Consider the following 21054-nt stretch of genomic DNA (forward strand, 5'->3'; position numbering starts at 1 on the left):
TTCACTCCCCCAACAAATCACATACATTATAGCATAAGCAAGTGTTTCAGGTAGGTATAGTTTCTCTATATTGGCGAAACAATACAATTATTGGGTTTGACAAACAGTTTGTTATTATGGTAAAAAAAGCATAACCAATATTATATATTTAATGCGATAACAGGATTTCAGTAGTTAGTTCGCCAATGTTTAAGAGAGCCGGTGGTTGGTGTAAACCGGTACAAGCGGAATGATGAATTACCTCCTCGAGCAGCATTCGGGAATGCTTTATGTAAAGCTGTGTAGCGAATGCCGGAACCTTTCCGTTAAAAGGATAAGCGGCGAGACAGTTATATGTTTCGCAAGTTGGGTGGTACCGCGATAGTAATCGTCCCTTCATTTAGATGAAGGGGCGTTTTTTATTTTATTTTAATCTAAACAGTAAGAGGTGGAGAAGGATGAATATTTTAGATGATTTACGTTTTAGAGGTCTCGTGAATCAATTTACAGATGAAGAGGGTTTGGAAAAATTATTACAGGAAGAAAGCGTGAAACTATATGCTGGCTTCGATCCGACTGCTGATAGCTTGCATATTGGTCACTTGTTACCTATTTTAATACTGAAACGATTCCAGTTAGCAGGACATCAGCCAATCCCATTAGTCGGCGGAGCGACAGGTATGATAGGAGACCCAAGTGGTAAAAAAGCTGAGCGTACGTTAAATACAGAGGACGTTGTTCACCAATGGACTGCACGTATTAAAGATCAGCTTTCCCGTTTCCTCGACTTCGAAACTGGTGAGAATAAAGCAATCATGGCTAATAACTATGACTGGATTGGCAACATGAACTTAATTACGTTCCTTCGGGATATTGGGAAACATTTTGGACTCAACTACATGCTTGCAAAAGATTCTGTACAATCCCGTATTGAGTCTGGTATCTCGTTTACTGAATTCAGTTACATGATCATGCAATCCCTTGATTTCCTGAAGTTATACGAAACTCAAGGCTGCCGTTTACAAATCGGTGGAAGTGATCAATGGGGAAATATTACGGCAGGTCTGGAATTAATTCGTAAAACGAAGGAAGATGCAAAAGCCTTTGGTTTAACGGTTCCACTAGTTACAAAATCAGATGGAACTAAGTTTGGTAAAACAGAAGGTGGAGCGGTTTGGTTAGATCGTGAAAAAACGTCTCCTTATGAGTTCTACCAGTTCTGGATTAATACAGATGATCGTGATGTTATTAAATACATTAAATACTTTACATTCTTAAGCAAAGAAGAGATTGAAGCACTTGAGAAAGAGGTTGCTGAAGCTCCGGAAAAACGGGCAGCTCAGAAGGCGCTTGCTGAGGAAGTAACGAAACTTGTTCATGGTGAAGAAGCTTTACAACAAGCAATCAATATTTCTAAAGCTTTATTCAGCGGTGATATTAAGCAATTATCTGTTGAAGAAATTCGCCAGGGCTTCAAGGATGTACCAAGCTTTGAAGTGGGCAGCAATGAGGAATTGCTCTTGGTAGATTTACTAGTAAATGCAAAAATTTCTCCTTCTAAACGTCAGGCACGTGAGGATATCACAAATGGTGCAATCTACATCAACGGTGAAAGAGTGACAGACCTTACTCATACAATGACAGAGGCTGATAAGCTAGCAGGACAATTCACGGTAATTCGCCGCGGTAAAAAGAAATACACGCTTATTAAGTACGCATAATAGAAAGAAGAAAGGGCTGTCTCGGTTAGGCAGCCCTTTTAATGTATATTAAGATATTTTTCTTATTGTGCTTTATTATAATGGTTGAAAGAAAATAAAAATTGAAATGGATATATAGTATTTTTACTTACTGTTTTAAAAATAACTGTGTCCAATAATGTTTCCATGAACCACCTTCTGCATACCCAATTCCGATATGGGTATAACGTGCATCGAGAATATTCGCTTTGTGCCCTGGGCTATTCATCCAACTGTTCACTACAGATGCAGGAGTAATTTGTCCAGCTGCAATATTTTCACCAAGCATAGTGAAAGAAATATTGAATTTTTTTACCATTTCTCCCGGAGACCCGTATGTAGGGCTTGTATGATTGAAATAATTGTTATCACGCATATCTTTTGATTTAACTTCGGCAACTTTCGAAAGACTATTTAAATTTTTCAAAGGTGCTATATTTACTTTTGCGCGTTCTTGGTTAACCAATCGAAGAACCTCGGTTGTATAATTAGATGCTTTAGTCTCTTTTGTACCTACTTTAATAATTTGATTAACTGCTTTTTTTGTTACTTTAGATGATAATTTTTTTGTGCTAATTAGCTTTCCATTTTTAAAGGTTTTCTTGTATATGATCGTTTGATTTCCGTTGCTTCCTTTTTGGACGACTTTCGTAGTGCCTTTTGCCAAAGTATTGTCATTTTGTTTAATTGTTTTATATTTTATTGCTGCTTTTGAAGTTGTTGTAACTGTCTTCGAATCTTTCACTTTAGATCTTAAAATCCATCCCGTTTTTCCACCGTACTTTGCTTTGGCATATTTATCGGAAGTAGTTGAATAAACAATTATTGTTGCCTCTTTGTTAATCGTTTTCAGTGTGCCGGAGCTATTTTTTGCTAGCTTTTTCAGGGTTGTTTTTTCAGTAGTGTACATTGTTTTATTTGTTACGGGAGCCTTGGATGTTAAATACTTTATTGATACCCATCCATTTTTTTTGTTAACTTTGACATATCCCCAATTACCGCTCTTTTTAGTTACAATCAATTTTGTATTTTTCTTTACGGCCGTAATAATTTTTGACGATGATGATGCTTTCTCCCTCACATTTAAATTGTCTGCAGTTACGTACATCGTTGTGGAAGCAGCCTCAACCTGATTACTATTCGTTAAAAATAGTACAGTAAAACTTAAGAAAACAGTTAAAACTCCAGCAATATATTTTTTCATCTTAGTTGTTGTATTCTTCTTTAAAATGAAGAAGCCAACAAATTCCCCTCCCCTTTGTTAGTAATAATTTACACAATTAACTACATTATCACAATTTTTGATTAGTTTGTTAATAAAATATTAATTTTTTTCTGATTTTTATTTTCATTTTCTCGCCTACTACAATACGTATAGATTAGTATAAGTATCAGTTACTCTAATAGTTGGGATAGTCTTGAAAATGATGGAGGTAACAAACCGTTATTCTACTGTACTGTCTAATAAGTGGATGATGAATTTGATCCACAATATAGTTCTTTTATACTATATCTGAAGAAGGACGAATTTCTATTTATAGATAAAGTTAGAGGGGATTTAATTTCCGATTTTTAGTGGGTATGATGCTGACTTTTAATTTAGACGATTGAAAGGTATTCCAAAAGAAATTGATTTAACATCTAATAGTTGCAAAGAATCTAATTGCATAGAGATTATACGGGTGAAGAGAACGATTGAATATGAAAATATAGTTGTCAAGAAGATAAAGTTTTAAGAGGTTAAAATAGATATGTCTTCAGCTATATTAAGTTTTGTACACCAAAACAGACCTTGTTAGGATGAAAAACCTAGGAGCCGTTTCAGGTTTGGAGTCCCGTTTAATGATGTTTACAGAAGATGTCATGGTAAATTTCTAAGGTATTGCCTGGTCTTCGTTTTTCAAAAACAAAGAGAGAATTAAATATCACCTGCTTCATAATTCCTATAAATAATATTTCGAGTCTGATTATAAGTTTAGTAATTATATTTTCCAAACAAATAAAAACCCTGGAAACAAGGTTTCCAGGGTTTTTATATACGCTATTTACAATGCGTATTAATTAACGAGAGTAGAACTCAACGATAAGAGCTTCGTTAATTTCAGCTGGTAATTCAGAACGCTCAGGTAAGCGAGTGAATGTACCTTCTAACTTGTCAGCATCGAAAGTTAGGTAGTCAGGTACGAAGTTGTTTACTTCCATAGCTTCCTTGATGATATCAAGGTTACGGGATTTTTCACGTACTCCGATAACTTGACCAGGAGCTAAACGGTAAGATGGGATGTCAACGCGACGTCCATCAACCAAGATGTGTCCGTGGTTTACAAGCTGACGAGCTTGACGACGAGTACGAGCTAAACCTAAACGGTAAACAATGTTGTCAAGGCGAGAATCAAGAAGAATCATGAAGTTTTCACCTTGTTTACCAGGCATTTTAGCAGCACGATCGAACATTGTGCGGAATTGACGTTCGTTCACACCGTACATGTGACGAAGTTTTTGTTTTTCTTGCAATTGCAAACCGTATTCGGAAAGCTTTTTGCGTTGGTTAGGACCGTGTTGTCCTGGTGCGTAAGGACGCTTTTCTAATTCTTTACCTGTACCGCTTAGGGAAATTCCTAAACGACGGGATAGTTTCCAGCTTGGACCTGTATAACGAGCCATAAGAAGACTCCTCCTTGAATGTTTTTATTTTTGTAAAATAAAAACTGATGTTTACAAGCATTACTGCCATTTCATTTTCATGTACCTTCGCCCTAGCAGCAGCGGGTTACAAGATACACCTCATGGTAGAGGAATGAAATGAACAAATAAAGATGCGAACATAAGCTGCGATATTTTACACAAAGAATATTGTATAATTTATTGTTACATAAGTCAAGGGATTCTCTTGAATGGAATCGTTACAATCTGATGCTTCCTTCAAAGGTTTAAATAAAAAATGTAATTTTATTGAAAGAAAGTAATGATTATTTTAGCATATATTGGTAAAATACAGGTATAAAGTATTATATTTTAAAAAATCAATCTAAATTTATAAAAAATACGAAATAAAATATGACAACAGGTGTTGATTAATGTGATGGTAGATAATCAATTAAATCTGAGCTGGGAAACAAAATTAAAAGGTCTATTTGTGGAATGTATGATTAAAGATGATAATGAACTCTTTTTAGGTAAATTTACAGATAAAATGGTTGACTACTTATTGGAATTGTTAAGTGTGGATGAGATTGCCTGTTATTATAATGATCCTTGGAAACAAAAGATCAATCTGGAAAAAGTGGCTTCGAAAACAGAACTCCAAAATCAGTTTGCCAGCACCATTTCCCTTGATGCTTTACTAAACTCCTCTTTGAAAGATTTGTGTATGGAAGTCTGTCTATCATTAAATGATACTTTATACCCATTGGGGATTCCTGTATATCATGAAGGAGAATTACTGGGACTATTTGTAGTTCTTTCTAAAAATAAAGAGTTGAAAAATGATAATAGAATTGATTTATATGAATTGAAGACAGTGATAGGAGAATTACTGCACAAGGCAATTGAAATTTCAGAACGAAAAAAGGAAGAGAAACGCTACAAACTATTGCAACGGATTACGACAGAGTTTCATTCCTCTATGGATATGCATTCCGTTTTGGCAGAGGTAATCGAAACCCTGCGTGAAGTATATCCGTCCTTTGTATACTATTTGCTGATGTCGCAGGACAGCGATAACACATTAAATCTTCCAATTAAAAGTTTGGAAATGGACGGGGAAAATTTATCTGCCATGCAGGCATATGTTTCCGGTCATGTTCAATTTGAGAATACAATGGAAGTGGAAAATTCTGTGTTGTATGCACCATTATTAGGCAAACAGGGTGTTTATGGGGTTTTACAAGTTATTGCACCTGAAGCAGTCATATTCCCAGATACTGAAATTGAATTCATCTCTCTTCTCGCGAATACGGCAGGCGGGGCTCTGGAAAATGCCCAACTATATGAACAATCCAAACGCTTAATTGCAGATTTACGTCTTATTAATGAAACATCGCATCGTCTGAATTCTACCTTGAGACTTAGTGAAACAGTTAGTTATATGAAGCGACAAATAAATAAATCGTTCCTCGCAGACGAAGTGGGTTTTTTTATGATTAGGAATGGACAGACAAAACTTGTGCCGGGAAGTTCACCTTTTTTCGATGAAGAGGCATCCAAGGACTACATCCAATATGTCAAAGGCAGCTTAGAACAGGATCGGGAGGCTTTATATATTGGGGACATGGATTCGGATAAAGTTGGGCAGGATGGCCATTATAAATCCCTTATGGCTTTTCCAATGATACATAGTGGAAAAATGGATGGTTTTTGCATTGTTCTTCATCGAGTACCGTATCATTTTACATTTGATATGTTTAAATTAATGCAGTCTCTTATTCATCATTCTTCAATGGCATTTGTGAACTCAATATTAAGAGAAGAGCTTGAAAAGATGGTCATAACCGATTATTTAACAGGTCTATATTCGAGAAATTATCTTGAGGGAAGAATGCTTGAATTGATAAATTCAGAAACTGAGGGAACGTTTATCTTAATCGATATAGATAATTTTAAGCTGACAAATGATACATATGGGCACCAAAAGGGAGATGAAGTCCTTATTCAGGTAGCTGATTTAATTAAAAATAGTATTAGAGACACCGATATAGGCACAAGATGGGGCGGGGAAGAATTGGCTATTTTCCTTCCGAAGGCACCGATAGAGGCGGGTAAAGCTGTTGCGGAAAGACTTGTTGAGAAAGTAAGAAAAGAAACAAATCCTCCGGTCACCATTTCTTGCGGCGTATCGTATTGGGAATCCAATCAAAAAAATAACAATACGATCAAAAAACTTTTCAAGCGGGCAGATGATGCCCTGTATACAGCTAAGCGATCAGGTAAAAATCAGGTAATTGTATCCTGTTAATACAAAAGGGCTAAGCTCATATATGGCTTAGCCCTTTGTTTTTTAAATTGATTGGACAAGTATATCCACAAATTGTTTTAATCCAATTTCATCCTCTTTGTCAAAACGATTCTTTGACGGACTGTCTATATCAAGTACACCAATCAGACGGCCATCCTTTAGAATCGGCAAAACGATTTCTGATTGAGTGGCAGCATCACAGGCAATGTGTCCAGGGAATTGATGTACGTCCATTACCCTGATTATTTCTCTTTTTTCTGCCGCTGTTCCGCATACTCCCTTGCCTAAAGGAATTCGAATGCAGGCCGGGAGACCCTGAAATGGTCCAAGAACCAGTTGCTCCTCTTCATATAGGTAGAATCCCACCCAGTTCACGTCATCCAAAAATTGATTTAAAAGGGCAGAAGCATTGCTCAAATTGGCAATTAAATTTGTTTCCCCATCTATTAGGGCTTCCAGCTGTTTGCTGACCATTTGATAGTTTTCTGGTTTCGTTTTTTTATATTTTTCGACTTGAAACATCATCATTCTCCTTTCATTGTTACCCTCAATAGAGAATAACCTCTAACCATAGTCAGTACTGTCTTTTTTGTCGAGAAGTTATAGAAGGATAAGTCTCTAAAAAGAAGAACTACTTCATATATAAGAGAAAATCCATGTGAACGCACAGCTTGGTATGCTGGAACGGCTTTTATCCCGTTCAAATTGGCACTAAGGCTCCACCTCTATTACGGTTATGAGGAAGTTTAGCGCCGATAAGACCCCGATTGGTTCAACTAATACTCGGTGTTGGATAAAACAACTCCCTGCCGAACAAGGTTTCACGTTGTCATCTGACATTCCTCGAGAATGTTAATCATAAAGGGGGAAGATGAATATATGGATAAACTATCAAATAAAAAAGATGATATTTTTGAAGCTGCTGTCTATTTATTCTATATGAAAGGCTATTCAGCAACTTCAATCAGAGATATTGCTGGCCGTGCCGGAGGTAATTCAGCAAATATAGCTTATCACTTTCAGCATAAGCAAGGTCTCCTTGAATATTGTTTTACAGATTTCTTTGAAGGCTATATAAGGGGCATTGAAAATATCGCTGAACAACTCCCGCTCATTGGTCCAAAAGAATGTGTCTTAAAGTATACCAAATTTTGCTTGCATTATTACAGAGAAAAGTTCCTGCTAACACGTCTTGTATTAAGAGAAATATCAGTAGACTCAAGCTTAAATAGAGAAATTTACACAACCTATTTATCGAAAGAAAAATTTTATATTAATTTATTCCTTGATGCGGGTATGGATTGCGGTGAAATAAAAAAGATTAATCCATCTATGTTTGTCATGAAGCTAAAAGCATTACTGAATGAACCCTTCATTCAGGCCCAATACTTCAGTGAGGTTTGGCAAATATTTACGAACGAGTTGTATTTTATAAACAAGTATCAGTTAGAGATTGAACGATTTCTTAATGACTGCTTATTTGAGGAACGTGTTTGCCCTGTCCCTATTTGACTGGATGCCGAGTGATTAATCGTTTATTAAGATTTTCGTTTTTAGTACATCTATTCCTCTTCCAAGATCTGTTGGATGGTGAGCGTCAGATCCATAACAGAGAGGGATTCCCATTTTTATGGCTGCTTGAATAAAGGGTATAGGGGGGTAAGTCTCACCGCATAAGGGTTTAAAAAGGCCGGCCGTGTTTAAATCCAATTCATACCCACGTTCTTTTATTAATGAAAGTATTGGAAGTAAATAGGATTCTAATGGGACATTGCTTGGATACTTTTTCTGAAATTTTGTAATTAGAGAAATATGACCTACCCGTTTGGGCTTAAATGTCCCCAAATCACTTATAATCGATTTTTGAAGGGTATGGTAATAAGCCTTATATAGTTGATCGACAGATTGGTAATGTTCAATTATATGACCGAATTCTTTTTCACTATAATCCAGGCAATACCACTCGTTTTGATTCTTTAAAAAGTGAACAGACAGAATCGAGTCATCCAAATAAGGGCCAATTTCATTCAGGAATTCTGTTGTTTCCTGTTCCCATCCATCTATATAATCCACTTCTAAACCAATATTAATGGCAATCTTCGCCTTATACTTCTCTTTACAGCACCTTATTTCCTCTATATATGTGAATAACTGATCCATTTGTATAGAACTATCCCGTGTTGGAGCCGGATCTATAAAACCTTTTGGTAACGGAGCGTGTTCGGTAAAGGTAATTTCTTCGTATCCCAGCTCTATTGCTTTTTCGATATATGCAAAAACTGGTTCATCCGCTCCGTGCGGACAATAAGGAGTATGTACATGTCCGTCCTTGATTTTCATCGAGAGAGCCTCCATTTCGACAAATATTTTAAATAAATTATATTTTCTAGACATTAAAAGAGAGCATTGAATAATTTTTTGTAGAAAAAGTAGATTTTATTAGTTAAAAATACTTTATACCATGTTATCATTAAATCATTGATATTGAACTTATTTATATATATTATCTGTCTCGTTTTGAATAGGAGGCTTCATATGGAGTATGTAATAGGGATATTGGTGATTATCTTTATTGCCTTTATTGTTGGAATATTGGCAAGGAAGAAACACTACAAAGAAATAGATAGACTTGCAGAGAAAAAAATTGACATCATGAATAGGCCGATTGCAGAAGAATTGGCTAAGGTAAAAAGCTTGAATATGACTGGGCAAACAGAGAGAATGTTTGAAAGATGGCGTAATGAATGGGATACAATCCAGACAGATCGTCTTGCTGATGTTGAGACCCTGCTGTTTGATGCAGAAGAATATGCTGACAAATACCGATTTAATAAATCAGTGCAGGTTCAAAAGCAGATTGAGCATATTATTGAAGAAATTGAAATTACACTTTCAGCCATGCTGCATGAATTAAATGAATTGGTGGGCAGTGAGGAGCAAAATAAAAGATTAGTTGAAGAGCTTCTATTAGCTTATCGTGAACAGAAGAAACGTTTATTGGCACACCGCCATTCGTTTGGTGAAGCAGCAAGTAAACTGGAAGAAGAATTTGATAAGCTTGCTCTTGATTTTGATACATTCAATAATCAAACAGAATCAGGAGATTACTTAGAGGCCAGAGAACAAGTACTGGGCATCCAGGCTAAATTGCAAAACCTGAAGGAAAAATTAGATTTGATTCCTGATTTAATTGGGCATTGCCAAATACATATACCGGGACTTTTGCATGAACTTAAAATGGGATATGCGGAAATGTGTGAGCAAGGATATCCGTTAAGTCATATGTTTTTTGAGAATGAAATTGAAAAAATGGAAGAGAATCTAGAAAAATATAAGGAATATATTGTTGACATAGACACCGAAGCGGCTGCAAAAGGAATCGAGGAATTAAACGAATCCATTCAATCCTATTATGATCTACTGGAAAAAGAGGTTGTAGCACGTCAGTATGTTTTATCAGTTAAGGATTCATACCAGCAAAAGCTGGATAAATCAATCGATCAGCTTGAGAGACTGGATGAAGAGACAGAATTGGTGAAACAAATCTATCAAATGCCTGAGAAGGAACTTGAGGCACGTTCAAATCTTGATAAAACGCTGATTACCTTGAAATCGAAATGGGAAATGCTTAAAGATAAGATATACGAAAGAGATACAGCTTATACGGCATTAAAAGAGGACATCGTTGAGCTTGAATCCAAATTGGATGAACTGAAAGACTTACAAAAAGAATTTGAAGAGAAATTAAATACTCTGCGTAAGGATGAATTGGAATCAAGAGAAACGATAAGGAAGTTGCATCAAAGCATGACGGAATCCTTACGAATCATCAAGGGAAGCAATTTACCGGGTCTTCCAACTTCTTATGAATTAATGGTTATACAAGCAAAAGAAAGCATTGAGGAAGTAAAAGAGAAATTGGAAGAAAAACCATTGAATATGAATGCTGTCATGCATCATCTGGATATTGCAAGTGTTGCAGTTAGCCGTGTTCAGGAGGCTACTGTTGAATTGACTGAGCAAGTGATGATGGCTGAGAAAGTTATTCAATACGGCAATCGTTATAGAAGCAAATACCCATCTGTTGCTGTTGCCCTGACTGAAGCAGAAAAGCAATTCCGCAATTATCAATACCAGGATGCTCTGGAGCATGCAGCTGAGGCAATTGAAAAAGTTGAACCGGGTTCGTTAAAAAAAATTCAAGAGTATCTTGAACATAGCAATGTATAGACCAGTCTGGACTTACCAGTCTGGTTTTTTTCTTTGTTTAATCCAGCATAAGATAGAGGCATAAGAGAAAATTACTTTATAAACAGGACAGGATATGCTACATTTTCTTATTGATAGGAAGGGGAAAAAGCATGATTTATTTAGATAATAGCGCGACAACAAAACCCTATAAGGAAGTGATTGATTCCTTCACAAAGGTTACTGCCGATTTCTGGGGGAATCCATCCTCTTTACATGGCTTCGGAGGGAAGTCAGAAAAACTGTTAGCACAGGCAAGAGAACAGGTCGCGGGTCTTCTGGGAGTAAAGGCTACAGAGATTATCTTTACTTCAGGTGGGTCTGAAAGCAATAATCTGGCCATAAAAGGAATAGCAGAAAATTATCGAAACAGAGGGAAGCATATTATTACCACCTCAATTGAGCATCCTTCCGTAAAAAGACCGTTTGAACAGCTAAAGGAACTTGGCTATGACGTTACCTACTTGCCTGTTAATCAAGATGGCAGAGTAGAAATTGAGCAAGTTAAGGAAGCAATCCGAGAAGATACAATATTGGTATCAGTTATGCATGTTAATAACGAAGTGGGAACTGTACAACCAATTTATGAAATAGGAAATCTTTTAAAGAATTATCCTAAAATACATTTTCATGTAGATGGGGTTCAGGGCTTTGGTAAAGTCGAATTATCTTTACGTGATGCTCATATCGATTTATATTCTTTATCAGGACATAAATTCCATGGATTAAAAGGTACCGGGATTCTATTTGCCAGAGAGGGAATTACACTTTCACCGTTAATTGCCGGGGGAAACCAAGAAAGAGGCATGCGCAGTGGGACGGAAAGCTTGGCAGGGGCCGTATCTTTGGCAAAAGCAATGAGATTGGCGATTGAAAAGAGCAGGGAAGGCAGCAGAAGAATGAACGAGTACCGTACTCTGATACTTCAAGAGCTATCCAAAATGGAGAATGTTGTCATCAATTCACCTATAGAACATGCAGCTCCGCATATTATTAATTTTTCAATTCCGGGACTTAAATCAGAAACATTCGTTCATACATTGGGTGAGTTTGGAATCTATGTCTCAACAAACAGTGCTTGTTCATCAAAGAAAAAAACGGTTAGCCAAACACTTCTCGCTATGGGGAAAAATGAGCAAATAGCCGGCAGTTCTATACGAATAAGCTTAGATTATGATCATTCGAAGGAAGAAATAGAGCAGGCACTTAAGGAAATTGAAAGAGCAATCCAAATGTTAAGTGAGGTAAGAAAGAAATGATAAAATTTGATCATATCGTAATCCGCTATGGTGAGATTACATTGAAGAAAAGGAATCGTAAAGGCTTTATTGTTCAATTACGTAAAAATATAAAAAAAGCTTTGTCAGATTATCCGGAGGTTCGTATTGAGGCACAGCACGAAAGAATGTACGTTCACTTACAAGGTGCAGATTACAAGCCGATTATGGATATTCTCAAAAAAATATATGGCATTTCTTCAATAAGCCCGGCTTTAAAGGTTGATAAAGAAATCTCAGCCATTCAGGAATCAGCTTTATTTTATATCAATCATTTAACAACAAAAATTCGTACATTTAAAATTGACGCTAAGCGTGCTGATAAAACCTATCCCTATTCAACATATGATTTAAATGGATTGGTTGGGGGATATTGCCTGCAGCATGTAGACGGTTTAACGGTCGATGTTCACAATCCAGATTTGAAATTGAGAGTCGAAGTACGCCAGGATGCTGCTTATATTACGGGTGAAAAAATTATTGGAGCTGGCGGATTGCCAATTGGAAGCAGCGGATCGGCAATGCTTATGCTTTCCGGAGGGATTGATAGCCCGGTTGCGGGGTATTTAACGATGAAAAGGGGAGTAGAGATTGAATGTGTACATTTCTACAGTCCTCCCTTCACAAGCGAACGCTCGAAACAAAAAGTAATTGATTTGGCGAAAAAGCTGGCAGAAGTCAATGGACGTATGGTACTGCATGTTGTGCCATTTACCGAGATTCAAAAATTGATACAAAAGCAAATACCTGATAACTATACCATGACAACTACACGCAGATTGATGCTTCGAATTACTGATGCAATCAGAGAAAAACAAAATGCGCTCGCGATTGTGACTGGTGAAAGTTTAGGCCAAGTGGCCAGCCAGACGATGGAAAGCATGTTTACAATTAATGAGGTTACAAATACACCAATTCTGAGGCCGCTTATCGCAATGGATAAAACAGATATTATTGAAATTGCAGAGAAAATTGATACTCATGAGATATCCATACGTCCTTTTGAGGATTGCTGTACGGTGTTTACACCAGCTAATCCCAAAACTAAGCCAAAAAGAGAAAAAGTCGGTCATTATGAGAGCTATGTCGATTTTGAACCTTTAATTAAAGAGGCTTTGGATAAAACAGAAATGTTAGTTTTCACAGGTAAAGAGAAAGAATTAGAAACAGAGGATTTATTCTAAATTGATTTGTGAACAATTACCATTTTAAATCCGGAATGAAGATATGTGTTTTTACACACTCTATTATCACAAGGAGGTGAAAAACACATGTCAAACAACACAAACAATCTTTTGGTACCAGGAGTTGAACAAGCTCTTGACCAAATGAAATATGAAATCGCTTCTGAGTTTGGTGTACAACTTGGAGCAGAAACAACAGCTCGCGCTAACGGTTCTGTTGGTGGAGAGATTACGAAACGTCTTGTTCAAATGGCTGAACAACAATTGGGTGGAGGTTACTCCAGATAATTAAATAATATGGCTACAAGAAAGCGGATTTTTTAGTCCGCTTTCTTTTTTTTTGTATGTTGAAAGCAATAGTAAGAGCCAATCTTTTTCCACTCTCTTAATCCATTAATTGTAAAACAAGGTATAATAGAGTTTGATTAACATTATTTGTTTTAAGGGAGGAGAAGGATATGAGTCAACAGAACCTGATCGCACCAGAACAATATAATCTAGTTAGCGAGGTAGAAAATTACAGTAAGAACGAAACCAAAATCGCATTGATTTGGGAAAATGAATACGGGGAAACACAAAAAATTACGTATGGAGAATTGATTAAAAGGGTGAATAAAGTTGGCAATATTTTGTTAGAGGAAGGGTTGAGGGAGGGGGATAAAATTCTCGTCATGATTCCTCGCTTTATTGAAGCGTATGTGATTTACTTAGCTGCTTTAAAAATAGGTACAGTGGTCATACCATGTTCTGAAATGCTTCGGGAAAAGGATCTTCTTTATCGAAGCAAGCATGCAGAAGCAAAAGCGGTAATTGTTCATAAGCCTCATACCTCTTTATTTACAGAAATTATATTGGAGGATTCACTGAAATCATTTGTTATAAATGGAAATGAAGATGGGTGGATTCAACTGGATGAACGAATGAAAGACGCTTCAGAAGAGTTACAAATGGTGAAAACTATGGGAGATGATATGGCTTTTTTATCCTATACTTCAGGTACAACAGGGCAACCAAAGGGAGTTGTCCACACTCATAGCTGGGCCTATGCACATCTCAGAACAGCTGCCTCAAACTGGTTATCAATAAGTGATGATGATGTTGTATGGGCTACAGCCGGACCTGGATGGCAAAAGTGGATTTGGAGTCCCTTTTTATCTGTCCTTGGATCGGGAGCTACTGGGTTTGTATATCACGGAAAGTTTGAAGCAGAGAAATATTTAAAATTAATTGATCAGCATTCAATTACTGTTTTATGCTGTACTCCTACTGAATATCGTTTAATGGCGAAGGTAGACAGCCTCGATAAATATAGCCTGGGAAGCCTACATAGTGCCGTTTCAGCAGGAGAGCCGCTTAATAGAGAAGTGATCGATACATTTCAAAACTATTTCGGAGTCACTGTTCGTGACGGATACGGGCAAACAGAAAATACCCTTCTGGTCGGTATCATGAAGGGCATGGATGTGAAGCCGGGTTCAATGGGTAAACCAACCCCTGGAAATAGCGTGGAAATTATTAATGAGGAGGGGCAGATTTGCCAACCTGGCGAAGTAGGCGATATAGCTGTCCACATTAAAACCCCTGCGCTGTTTAAAAATTACTATAAGGACCCGGAACGGACAGCCATGCAGTTTAGAGGAGATTTTTATATTACGGGAGATAAAGCTAAAAAAGATGAGGACGGGTATTTTTGGTTTGAGGGACGCGGTGACGATATAATTATCAGTTCGGGTTATACCATTGGACCATTTGAAGTGGAGGATGCACTTGTTAAACATCCTTATGTGAAGGAGTGCGCTGTAGTAGGGAGTCCGGATGAGGTAAGAGGGCAAATCGTAAAAGCGTTCGTAGTCTTACAGGATAGCGTTGATGCCAATGATCCACAATTGATGCAAACCTTGCAGCACCATGTTAAAGAGCTTACAGCCCCTTATAAATATCCAAGAAAAATAATTTTTGTGGAAGATTTGCCGAAAACAATCAGCGGCAAAATCATGCGTGTCGAATTAAGGAATAAGGAGAAAGAAGTATATAAGGCGTAAGCAATATCCTCTTTCGAGAAAAAAAGATGATTCCGACCAGCGGAATCATCTTTTTTGTTTCCTTCGTATGAAGATTTAAAGGAATGTCCTGTGTACTTTTTCCCAAAAAGAATTATTACGTAATTTAACCGTCTTGATATATCTTCCGCTCAGTTTAATATCCAATCGTTCGGTAAGATGAATACTCATCGCTTCATTATCCATCCCGATAATCGGGTAATCGTTTTCATTATCTTTTACTTGAAGAGATAGAGTACGATCGGGAGCCAAAATAAATGAAGCACCAAGCGTACGATAATGATTATTATTCATCGATGCTATTTCGCTTACCTGCATGCAGTCAAGCAAAGGGTCTACCACTGCACCGTTGACCGATTTATTGTAGGCAGTACTTCCGGTAGGTGTAGAAATGATCATCCCATCACCACGGAATGTTTCAAATAATATATCATCAATTCGAACATCGATAGCCATTGTTTTAATTAAAGCGGAACGGAATGTGCATTCATTTAAGCAATCAAAGCTTATTTGGTTATCAACCGTTACTTCTATTGTAGGATATTTTCTTACTTCAATGACGGGCTTTGTGACTGCTTCCACCATACTTTCCGTATCATCTATGTAGAAATCACAATACATATTTAATTGCTTGTTCAATGAAATGCCTGCATACAGGCAATCCTCTCTGAAGCCTGTCTTACGTACTGCCTGAAGAAATGTTCCGTCATCTCCTACACTAACGATAATATTAGCATCTTTATGTTCATCTACAAGTTCGAATCCGTAGTTGTTTGCATTATCCTTTAATTTATTGACCTGATCCACCATTTCTTGACCTTGCTTGTAATAAAAAAAGATATTTCTGCGTTCTGCCATTTTGTTCCCTCCTTGTAGGTTAGTATGGGTACTCCTGATTATAGGTTTACCAAAATAAGGTGCTATAATAATTCTATCATGAATAATAAGAACATTAAAACAACTTAAAGAGTGATTGGGGGACAATTTGTATGAGTAAAAAAAGATGGTTGGCACTTGGAATAGCAGCGGTGATATTTTTTGTATCCGTCCTTATGAATGCTATCTCAACATTTTCAAGTGAAGAGTCTGCTATGACAAATTTGTTTGAGGATACATTATTTGAGGAGGATATTATTGAAGAAGGGGATGTGAACAGTCAAATCGTTGTCATGGATGTAGAGGGAGTCATTCAGGACACGGGTGAGGAAGATAGTTATTTTACGACTGAAGCCTATAATCACCGATCTTTTATGGAAAGATTGAATGCCATTAAGGATAATGATGCAGTGAAGGGAATTATTTTACGCGTAAACAGCCCGGGTGGCGGTGTTGTGGAAAGTGCGGAAATACATAATAAGTTAATGCAAATTAAAAAGGAAACAAAGAAACCAATATATGTATCAATGGGTTCGCAGGCTGCATCTGGAGGATATTATATTTCAACACCGGCCGACAAGATATTTGCCAGTCCGGAAACATTGACAGGGTCACTTGGAGTCATTATGCAAAGCTATAACTTTGAAGGATTAGCTGAAAAGTATGGAATCGACATGGTCACTATTAAAAGCGGTGAATTTAAGGATCTTATGAATCCATTTAGAGAAGTGACAGAGGATGAAAAGGAAATTCTTCAATCGATGGTTACCAGCTCCTATGATCAATTTGTGAAGGTCATTGCGGAGGGGCGCGGTATGTCTGAGGATGAAGTAAGAAAAATTGCTGATGGGCGTATTTACGATGGCCGTCAAGCAATGGAAATTAATTTAATTGATGAGCTTGGTTATTTAGAGGATGTAATTAAAGATATGAAAAAAAGTGAAAATTTAAAAGATGCACAAGTGGTTCGTTTAATTGGGTCAGATAGCCTCGGCTCATTATTTTCGATGAAAATGCAGCAATGGGTAGGCGTTAATGATGAGGTAAGCACGATAAAAAGCTTAATGACTGAAAATCAATCGCCGCGGATGATGTATTTATATTCTGCGAATTAAGGAGGGTGGAAAATGGAAGATTATCAAGAAGAACTGACTTTAGACGAACAGGTACAGCCTCCTGACTCTGTTCCAAACCATCTGCGTGCAGGATTTTGGATGAGATTCTGGGCCTATCTCATCGATCTTATAGTAATTGGAAGCATAAGTCGATTATTGATCAATCCGATATTTAGACTGTTTGATATCCCTATGGATGATACAGGTATTTTCTCTGCTTATACCATAGTTGATTCCATTGTATTTTTCGGTTATTTTATTCTTACTTCCAAATTCTTAGCCCAATCTCTAGGAAAAATGATTATGGGTCTTAGAGTGGTATCGCTGGATGGAACGCCTTTGGATTGGAAAACAGTAATCTTTAGAGAATGGATTGGCCGATATATCTCCGCTGTGCTTATGCTCGGTTATATCGTTATTGCATTCAATCCTAAGAAACAGGGCTTTCATGATATGTTCAGTGATACAGTTGTTGTGCTGGAAGAGCGTGGTAAATAATATGTGCTTTAAAGGACTCCTTCTTTTAGAAGGGGTCTTTTTTGCTATCTGGCGTTAAAAAAGCTAATGAAAAAAGTTTAGATACAGTTATTATTGACCATACTGTTTGTTTGATGACGTACTCGGGAGGATATAAACGATGAAGCTTTTATTACTGATTTGTATAGTTGTGCTAATCCTTATATCCGTCTTTTTGCTTTCGAAAGTGACAATACATATTGAATATCATCATACTCAGGAAAAGAATAAGGCAATTATAAAGGTTCAGTTATGGAGAGGTCTTATCCACTATTCTAAAGTAGTACAGCTGTCTGACGAAAAATATCAGCCTTCTTCTTATCGGGAAAGTACTTACCGGCAACATAATCAATCAAACCAATGTGAATCCTCTGGTGATGAATCTTTATCTATGGATGGTGTTCAAGCTGCCTTTCAGAATCTGAAGGAAATGTTTTCACAATTGAGGAGTTATCAAGGAACTGTAAAAAAATTCACCTCTAAAATACAAATGACAGATTTGCAAATGGAAATTCATTACGGTACAGGTGAAGCATCAACAACAGCAGTGGCAACGGGAGCATTATGGGGGTTAACTGGCGGAGCTATTGGTATCATCAGTCAGTATTTTACATTAATGATACCTCCTAAAATCGATATTATCCCATATTTCTCAGTCAAGAAACCATTTGAAACGAAAATCGAATGCATAGCCCGTGTCCGAATGGCAAAAACTATAGTTGCAGGTTGGAAGCTGGCACGTTTAATGCTAAGGAAATGAAAAAATTGAAATAAGCAAAACTATGCAGGAGGTTATAAAATGTCCAATCATCCAATTGAAGGTCTCATGAATTCAGCAATGGAAAACTTAAAAAGTATGATTGATGTTAATACGATTATCGGTGATCCCGTAGAAACTCCTGATGGCAGTGTGATCATGACTGTGTCAAAGGTTGGATTTGGCTATGCAGCCGGAGGTAGTGACTATCAAATTAGCCGTGGAGGAAGCCAGGGTACTGGTGGCGAGGAGAAGCGTCATCCATTTGGCGGAGGAGCTGCAGGTGGAGTTTCAATCACACCGATTGCTTTTCTAATTGTTAATGCTCAAGGTGTAAAAATGCTTCATCTTAATGAGAGTACACATCTAATCGAAAAAATTCTTGATTCAGCTCCGATTGCTATGGATAAGGTAGAATCGATGATTTCGAAGGTGGGGAAAAACAATAAAAAAAATAATTCCAATTCTCAGGATTCCTCAGATTCCACTTCCGATGAATCAGGGAACAGTTTTATGTGATTGTTAGTAAAGTTTTATCATAACCACATTCCATGCGAATGTGGTTATTTTTTTACAAAGAGTATGAATATCTCTATACTTAAGAATGTAGAGAATATATCGGAATATAAGGAGGAATTGGTGTGGCAACAGTTACATTTAAAGGTAATCCGGTTACATTGATTGGTGAGGAAGTAAAAGTAGGTGACACTGCACCTGATTTTACGGTGTTGGCAAATGATTTATCTCCAGTAACTTTGAAGGATACAGATGGAAAAGTAAGAATCATTAGTGTCGTGCCTTCTTTGGATACAGGCGTTTGCGATACTCAAACAAGAAAATTCAATGAAGAGGCAGCAAAAGCAGGGGATGTTGTTGTAATGACAGTAAGCATGGATCTTCCTTTTGCTCAAAAACGCTGGTGTGCAGCAGCAGGTTTAGAAAACGTAATGACGGTTTCTGACCACCGAGACGCTTCTTTTGGAGAGGCTTACGGAGTACTAATGAAAGAATTACGTTTATTGGCACGTGCTGTTTTTGTGGTTGACAGCAATAATAAAGTGACATATGTGGAATATGTACCGGAAGGCACTACGCATCCGCAATATGAAGCAGCGCTTGAAGCAGCAAAAGCTGCAAAGTAAAAAGGCTCTATATAAACTTTCTGCCCCTTAAAGTTAGACAGGCTTTTCTAACGTTTAAGGGGCGTTTTTCATGAACGTATTTTTTGAATGATTAGACTTGTCCTTTATGTAACGTAATACTACAATGGGGAAAGTAAAATGCACAAAAGCTGGAGGAACTTAAAATGATCACAACAAATGTTGAATCTATATACGAATTGATAACATCTACCGCAACTATCATACAGGACGAACTAGGGATTACAGAGTTAGAAGCCATCGCTGAAACAGGAGAAAATTGGTTCCATAACGCCGTTCTTCAGGAAGAATTGAGTGAACTGGCAGTCAAGCGTTTGAAAAACAGCTATCAGGATAAACCTTTGGAGCAGTTTAGTAAAGAGGATATCCGCAAAGGTTGGCAATTGGCAGTATTGAAATCCAGCAGATCTAATGTTCAGGCAAATCATCAAATGACACCGGATGCCTTGGGATTTCTATTTGCTTATCTGCTCGAAAAATTCACCAAAAATCAAGATACGTTAACGATAACTGATTTGGCAGTCGGAACAGGTAACCTTCTGTTTTCTATTTTAAATTCACTGGATAAAAAGGAGTTAGATGCTACAGGTGTTGAGGTCGATGAAACTTTAATCAGACTTGCCTATTGTGGAGCTAATCTTATCGGGCATCCAATTCAATTTTTACATCAGGATAGCCTGCAGCCGTTATTTATTAACCCTGCAGATGCAGTAGTTTGTGATTTACCGGTAGGCTATTATCCAAACGATCAGAGAGCAGCCGATTTTAAAGTGAAATCTGAAAATGGTATGTCATATGCGCATCATTTATTAATTGAACAAAGCTTCACGTATTCAAAAGAAGGGGCATATCTATTTTTCCTGATTCCTAATGATCTTTTCAACACAGTTGAAGCAAAGGCTCTTCATCAATTTATTAACGAAGAGGGATATATTCAGGGGATGATTCAGCTGCCTGAAAGTTTATTCCAATCGAAGCAATCGGCTAAAAGTATTCTTATCCTGCAGAAAAAGGGGAAAGATATAAAAGCACCAAAACAGGTTCTGCTCGTCAATATGCCGAAGCTATCTGACAGGGCAGCTACTGCTTCCATGTTAAGTAAAATCGATGCATGGATTGAAGAAGAAAAGTAAAAGAAAGCTTTATTACCGTTATATAAATTTTTTGACAAGTTAGAATTGTTTAAATA

The 21054-nt window shown here is 37.2% G+C and carries 19 protein-coding genes and 1 other annotated feature; of the genes, 14 read left to right on the plus strand and 5 right to left on the minus strand.

Annotated elements, in window-relative coordinates:
- Positions 1–147 precede the first annotated feature (147 nt).
- Positions 148–378, plus strand: a binding site (T-box leader).
- A gap of 59 nt (positions 379–437) precedes the next feature.
- Positions 438–1700: a tyrosine--tRNA ligase gene (gene tyrS / locus AC4D4B_RS10975; protein ID WP_490996409.1), complete on the plus strand. Its 1263-nt coding sequence runs from the start codon at positions 438–440 to the stop codon at positions 1698–1700.
- Positions 1701–1827: 127 nt separating this feature from the next.
- Here tyrS and AC4D4B_RS10980 read toward each other — a convergent pair whose 3' ends face one another.
- The gene (locus AC4D4B_RS10980; RefSeq protein WP_490996410.1) at positions 1828–2922 is read right to left on the minus strand and encodes a CAP domain-containing protein; all 1095 of its coding nucleotides are present in this window, start codon (positions 2920–2922) and stop codon (positions 1828–1830) included.
- 857 nt (positions 2923–3779) lie between these two features.
- On the minus strand, positions 3780–4382 hold the full coding sequence (gene rpsD / locus AC4D4B_RS10985) for a 30S ribosomal protein S4 (protein WP_066109019.1): 603 nt from the start codon (positions 4380–4382) through the stop codon (positions 3780–3782).
- Between the two features lie 418 nt (positions 4383–4800).
- Here rpsD and AC4D4B_RS10990 point away from each other — a divergent pair, with 418 nt between their 5' ends.
- Entirely contained in the window at positions 4801–6672 is a 1872-nt protein-coding gene (locus tag AC4D4B_RS10990; protein ID WP_490999965.1) for a sensor domain-containing diguanylate cyclase, read from the plus strand.
- Between the two features lie 42 nt (positions 6673–6714).
- Here AC4D4B_RS10990 and AC4D4B_RS10995 read toward each other — a convergent pair whose 3' ends face one another.
- The gene (locus tag AC4D4B_RS10995) at positions 6715–7194 is read right to left on the minus strand and encodes a GAF domain-containing protein (RefSeq protein WP_490999904.1); all 480 of its coding nucleotides are present in this window, start codon (positions 7192–7194) and stop codon (positions 6715–6717) included.
- A gap of 357 nt (positions 7195–7551) precedes the next feature.
- Here AC4D4B_RS10995 and refZ point away from each other — a divergent pair, with 357 nt between their 5' ends.
- Positions 7552–8184: a forespore capture DNA-binding protein RefZ gene (gene refZ / locus AC4D4B_RS11000; protein WP_490999905.1), complete on the plus strand. Its 633-nt coding sequence runs from the start codon at positions 7552–7554 to the stop codon at positions 8182–8184.
- A 15-nt stretch (positions 8185–8199) separates the two neighbouring features.
- Here refZ and hisJ read toward each other — a convergent pair whose 3' ends face one another.
- The gene (hisJ, locus tag AC4D4B_RS11005; protein ID WP_490999906.1) at positions 8200–9012 is read right to left on the minus strand and encodes a histidinol-phosphatase HisJ; all 813 of its coding nucleotides are present in this window, start codon (positions 9010–9012) and stop codon (positions 8200–8202) included.
- A 195-nt stretch (positions 9013–9207) separates the two neighbouring features.
- On the opposite strand from hisJ, the gene ezrA reads away from it, so the two are divergent.
- The 5 genes from ezrA to mbcS all read left to right on the plus strand — a co-directional run bounded on the left by ezrA (position 9208) and on the right by mbcS (position 15423).
- A complete protein-coding gene (ezrA, locus tag AC4D4B_RS11010; protein ID WP_490999907.1) occupies positions 9208–10902 on the plus strand; it encodes a septation ring formation regulator EzrA in 1695 nt (564 codons plus the stop codon).
- A gap of 131 nt (positions 10903–11033) precedes the next feature.
- The gene (locus tag AC4D4B_RS11015; RefSeq protein ID WP_490996414.1) at positions 11034–12179 is read left to right on the plus strand and encodes a cysteine desulfurase family protein; all 1146 of its coding nucleotides are present in this window, start codon (positions 11034–11036) and stop codon (positions 12177–12179) included.
- On the plus strand, positions 12179–13381 hold the full coding sequence (thiI, locus tag AC4D4B_RS11020) for a tRNA uracil 4-sulfurtransferase ThiI (protein ID WP_490999966.1): 1203 nt from the start codon (positions 12179–12181) through the stop codon (positions 13379–13381). The genes AC4D4B_RS11015 and thiI overlap by 1 nt, the downstream gene beginning before the upstream one ends.
- An 87-nt stretch (positions 13382–13468) precedes the next feature.
- A complete protein-coding gene (locus AC4D4B_RS11025) occupies positions 13469–13669 on the plus strand; it encodes an alpha/beta-type small acid-soluble spore protein (RefSeq protein ID WP_490996415.1) in 201 nt (66 codons plus the stop codon).
- 170 nt (positions 13670–13839) lie between these two features.
- Positions 13840–15423 (plus strand): acyl-CoA synthetase MbcS, encoded by a 1584-nt coding sequence (gene mbcS / locus AC4D4B_RS11030; RefSeq protein WP_490999908.1) that lies wholly within the window; start codon positions 13840–13842, stop codon positions 15421–15423.
- Between the two features lie 75 nt (positions 15424–15498).
- Here mbcS and AC4D4B_RS11035 read toward each other — a convergent pair whose 3' ends face one another.
- Complete coding sequence (locus AC4D4B_RS11035) at positions 15499–16299, minus strand: NAD kinase (protein ID WP_490996417.1); 801 nt, start codon at positions 16297–16299, stop codon at positions 15499–15501.
- 131 nt (positions 16300–16430) lie between these two features.
- On the opposite strand from AC4D4B_RS11035, the gene sppA reads away from it, so the two are divergent.
- The 6 genes from sppA (at position 16431) to AC4D4B_RS11065 (ending at position 20998) form a co-directional block, all read left to right on the plus strand.
- A complete protein-coding gene (gene sppA, locus AC4D4B_RS11040; RefSeq protein WP_490996418.1) occupies positions 16431–17432 on the plus strand; it encodes a signal peptide peptidase SppA in 1002 nt (333 codons plus the stop codon).
- A gap of 12 nt (positions 17433–17444) precedes the next feature.
- Complete coding sequence (locus AC4D4B_RS11045) at positions 17445–17930, plus strand: RDD family protein (protein WP_490996419.1); 486 nt, start codon at positions 17445–17447, stop codon at positions 17928–17930.
- 139 nt (positions 17931–18069) lie between these two features.
- Positions 18070–18708, plus strand: coding sequence for a DUF2953 domain-containing protein (locus tag AC4D4B_RS11050; protein ID WP_490999909.1), 639 nt, complete (start codon positions 18070–18072; stop codon positions 18706–18708).
- A gap of 39 nt (positions 18709–18747) precedes the next feature.
- Entirely contained in the window at positions 18748–19224 is a 477-nt protein-coding gene (gene ytfJ, locus AC4D4B_RS11055; protein ID WP_490999910.1) for a GerW family sporulation protein, read from the plus strand.
- A 122-nt stretch (positions 19225–19346) separates the two neighbouring features.
- The gene (gene tpx, locus AC4D4B_RS11060; protein ID WP_490999911.1) at positions 19347–19847 is read left to right on the plus strand and encodes a thiol peroxidase; all 501 of its coding nucleotides are present in this window, start codon (positions 19347–19349) and stop codon (positions 19845–19847) included.
- Positions 19848–20011: 164 nt separating this feature from the next.
- A complete protein-coding gene (locus AC4D4B_RS11065) occupies positions 20012–20998 on the plus strand; it encodes a class I SAM-dependent methyltransferase (protein ID WP_139892796.1) in 987 nt (328 codons plus the stop codon).
- Positions 20999–21054: the final 56 nt, after the last annotated feature.

Source organism: Pradoshia sp. Z6_59 (assembly GCF_058267515.1).

Bases quoted from the DNA above. Each gene is read 5' to 3' on its own strand.
- tyrS (WP_490996409.1), top strand. From the start codon at position 438: ATGAATATTTTAGATGATTTACGTTTTAGAGGTCTCGTGAATCAATTT.
- AC4D4B_RS10980 (WP_490996410.1), bottom strand. From the start codon at position 2,922: ATGAAAAAATATATTGCTGGAGTTTTAACTGTTTTCTTAAGTTTTACT.
- rpsD (WP_066109019.1), bottom strand. From the start codon at position 4,382: ATGGCTCGTTATACAGGTCCAAGCTGGAAACTATCCCGTCGTTTAGGA.
- AC4D4B_RS10990 (WP_490999965.1), top strand. From the start codon at position 4,801: ATGGTAGATAATCAATTAAATCTGAGCTGGGAAACAAAATTAAAAGGT.
- AC4D4B_RS10995 (WP_490999904.1), bottom strand. From the start codon at position 7,194: ATGTTTCAAGTCGAAAAATATAAAAAAACGAAACCAGAAAACTATCAA.
- refZ (WP_490999905.1), top strand. From the start codon at position 7,552: ATGGATAAACTATCAAATAAAAAAGATGATATTTTTGAAGCTGCTGTC.
- hisJ (WP_490999906.1), bottom strand. From the start codon at position 9,012: ATGAAAATCAAGGACGGACATGTACATACTCCTTATTGTCCGCACGGA.
- ezrA (WP_490999907.1), top strand. From the start codon at position 9,208: ATGGAGTATGTAATAGGGATATTGGTGATTATCTTTATTGCCTTTATT.
- AC4D4B_RS11015 (WP_490996414.1), top strand. From the start codon at position 11,034: ATGATTTATTTAGATAATAGCGCGACAACAAAACCCTATAAGGAAGTG.
- AC4D4B_RS11025 (WP_490996415.1), top strand. From the start codon at position 13,469: ATGTCAAACAACACAAACAATCTTTTGGTACCAGGAGTTGAACAAGCT.
- mbcS (WP_490999908.1), top strand. From the start codon at position 13,840: ATGAGTCAACAGAACCTGATCGCACCAGAACAATATAATCTAGTTAGC.
- AC4D4B_RS11035 (WP_490996417.1), bottom strand. From the start codon at position 16,299: ATGGCAGAACGCAGAAATATCTTTTTTTATTACAAGCAAGGTCAAGAA.
- sppA (WP_490996418.1), top strand. From the start codon at position 16,431: ATGAGTAAAAAAAGATGGTTGGCACTTGGAATAGCAGCGGTGATATTT.
- AC4D4B_RS11045 (WP_490996419.1), top strand. From the start codon at position 17,445: ATGGAAGATTATCAAGAAGAACTGACTTTAGACGAACAGGTACAGCCT.
- AC4D4B_RS11050 (WP_490999909.1), top strand. From the start codon at position 18,070: ATGAAGCTTTTATTACTGATTTGTATAGTTGTGCTAATCCTTATATCC.
- ytfJ (WP_490999910.1), top strand. From the start codon at position 18,748: ATGTCCAATCATCCAATTGAAGGTCTCATGAATTCAGCAATGGAAAAC.
- AC4D4B_RS11065 (WP_139892796.1), top strand. From the start codon at position 20,012: ATGATCACAACAAATGTTGAATCTATATACGAATTGATAACATCTACC.